Source organism: Rhizobacter sp. P3_B12, assembly GCF_056402895.1.
In genome coordinates, this window is sequence record NZ_JBFUGN010000818.1 from 1 (window position 1) to 2,828 (window position 2,828).

2 protein-coding genes and 1 pseudogene are annotated in these 2,828 nt (G+C 59.1%); 1 reads left to right on the forward strand and 2 read right to left on the reverse strand.

Features of this window, described 5'->3' with window-relative positions:
* Positions 1 to 274: pseudogene (locus tag AC1D01_RS28490) on the reverse strand (TonB-dependent siderophore receptor); the annotation flags it as partial.
* Between the two features lie 310 nt (positions 275 to 584).
* Here AC1D01_RS28490 and AC1D01_RS28495 point away from each other — a divergent pair.
* Complete coding sequence (locus AC1D01_RS28495) at positions 585 to 2,108, forward strand: hypothetical protein (RefSeq protein WP_477872404.1); 1,524 nt, start codon at positions 585 to 587, stop codon at positions 2,106 to 2,108.
* A gap of 12 nt (positions 2,109 to 2,120) precedes the next feature.
* Here AC1D01_RS28495 and AC1D01_RS28500 read toward each other — a convergent pair.
* On the reverse strand, positions 2,121 to 2,828 hold a 708-nt coding region (locus AC1D01_RS28500), incomplete at its 5' end, for a FecR family protein (RefSeq protein WP_477872406.1).

Sequence of the window (2,828 nt, forward strand, 5' to 3'; positions counted from 1 at the left end):
GCATCTGCTGCAGCGCCTGGGCCGCGCTCAGCCGGCCGCTCACGGCGCGCGAGGTCTTGCCGGCCGTGGCCTCGGCGGCCGCGAGGATCGGCAGGCCGGTCTGGCGCGACAGCTCGTTCAGCGCGGCATCCAGCGGCTGGGCCGGCAGCTGGACCGCGAACTCGGCCTCGGCCTGGGCGGGGGCCTGGGCGAGCGCGTGCGGCACGGCCAGGGGGCCGCTGAAGGCGGCGGCCAACGCGACGACGAGCAGGCGCTGGCGGGGGAGGGAACGCATGGGGGTACTCCAGAGGTTGTGTTGCGTGATGAACGACGAGCCGCTGGCGTGAGGCCACTGAGGGGCCTGGGGCTGGCTTGCGAGCTCTCCGACTGCTTAGACGGATGAGCGGGGGAGAGTGGGACATGGGGCTTGCGTCGCGTGGCGGAGYGGCACACGGGTGTACTTGGCCTGGAACGGGCACGCGGGATTTCCCACTCAATGGGCTTGCGGTCTCTTGGCGCGTTCAGGAGTCCGGAGCGGCCGCATGCGGGCGTGTTCAGATCAATCAGATGAATTTGGAGTTGTGATGCGAAGTGTGTTCAAGAACGTGAAAAAACAGTTCCAGAAAATTGGCTCATCCGGCAAAGAAAAGAAAAAAGACACGGAAAACGCGGTGTTGAGGAAGACAGACCTTCAGAGGAGAAGCGCCCAAGAAACTTTTGAATCCTCTCTCGATACACATTCGAGGTCCAGCATTCGCGAAGAAAAAGATCCCATGTCCACGAGATCTCGAATGTCGACTGCTGAGCAAAATAAGTTTCTATCCAACCGCATGAAAGCATTGATGGATGCAGGTGGCAGTTTTGAGGAGCAACTCATTATTCTTGGCAGCACCATCAAAGATTCTTGTCCTGAAATTTTGGATGAAGTCTTGGTCAAGTTCATGCAGACCCAAATCATTCATTGTGAGAATGTCGCCGCTAACACAGTGGATAGGTCGGTTGTCTGGAAATCCCTGGAAAAATACAATTTACCTGTTCATCAGGCTTTGCCTTTGCCAGGAAAATCTAAACATGGGACCCGTGACTCCAAGGTTCATCCCGCGGAGTCGCCAAAATTTTCCAGGTCTCCAAGAAGGACGGACCGATCCGGCTCAAGGCCGGTCGGCCCAGCACGGGAGCAGGACCACGCATCACCGCTTTCAAGCCTTTTCGAAGGCCTTCGTTCCAAATATAAGAATCTCAGCAACGACGACTTGATGAATGTATTTTCATGGCGTGTAGAGCAGAACCGCCCTGATATTTCAAAGATAGATTTGAAGCAATTTGTAGGCGCCCAGAATGAGGCGTGGAATAAGCATGGTGATTGTCAGATCATCAAGCTCAAGAGTCGATACACTCAAGGCGAGCACGATGTGGTGAATCAAGTGGACAAGGAAAGGTGTTACACAGCTTTCCGCGAGTTGTCTGGAAAATACACTCGCCGGGGCGGTGACGGGGAATACTACTTGGCTCTGCCCAAAGGTGTGACCGAGAAGCAGGCGCAGAAAGAAATTCACGCCTTTGTCCGTAACGAGACACAAAAGAATGGATTTGAGTTTCGCTGGGATAAACCAATGCGGAATAAAATTGGGGGGCTCAGTCAGTATCTTGATGGCGGCGGGGAATTCCACCCCTTGCATTATCGGCGACTCGTCAATGCCTTCGCAAATGACGAGGGGTATAAAAACTGGGAAGGAAACAATTCGGGGCAGACCAGCGGGGAGTGGGATAAAATCGCAGCCGCGCCAGGAAAGACAGACCGCCCTGCGTTCCCGTCGGTGTTCCATGATGAACTTGTCAAACTGCTTTATATCCACGAAGAGAAGACGAAACAGAATGGGAAGCAATATTTCCCGGCAAAGCTCGGGCTTCCTTTCGTAAGGGAATTGATCATTTCCCAGGCGGCGCGCGACGGGACGAAAAATATGAGCGCCGAGGAAGCTGACGCATTCAGGAATCTTAATGGCGCTTTGCAAGATGAAGTGGAAACCGGAAATTTCGATATGGAGGTCTGGAATAAATTCAAGGCCGTCATGCTGAAGAATGACGGTGTCACAGAGGGATTGCGGCAGTATCGCAATCAAAAATGATCGAAGGATGACCTATCGTCGGCTGGCCAGTTCTGCAGTGCCATCCGATCGCATCCGCACCGCCACCGGTAGCACCTGCGGCAGGGCCGCCAGCAACCCGGCCGCATCCCGCACCGGGAAGCGGCCGGTCAGCCGCATCGCGTCGACGCGTGGATCGGTGCTGACGATCGGTGCCGTGCGGTAGGCGTTGACGCTGGCCAGCGCCTCGCGCAGCGGGGTGTCCTGGAAGCTGAGCCAGCCGTCGCGCCAGCCGGCGAGGGCCGCCGCGTCGCCCAGGCGCGGCGGCTGTGCGATGCCGTTGCGGATGTCGAGCAGCTCGCCGGCCGTCAAAACGATCGGCGGGCCGTAGCGGTCCGGGCCTGCATCGTCGGCCGCCTCGCGCGGCGCCACCTGCACCCGCCCGCGTTCGACGCCCACCGTCAGCGCGCCGCCGCGCTCGCGCAGGCTGAACACCGTGCCCAGCACCTCGATGCGCGCGTCGCGCGTCAGCACCTCGAACGGCCGCGCGGCGTCGTGCGCCACGTCGCAGCGCAGTTCACCGCCTTCGAGCTGCACGATGCGGCGCTGCCGATGCAGCCGCACCTCGATCGCGCTGTCGGCGCCGAGCGCCAGCTGCGTTCCCGGCTGGGCATCGGGCAAGCTGACATTGAGCAGCTGCAGCGGCTGCGTGCGGTACGACGCCGTGAACACCGGCGCCTGCCAATACTGCCAACCCAGACG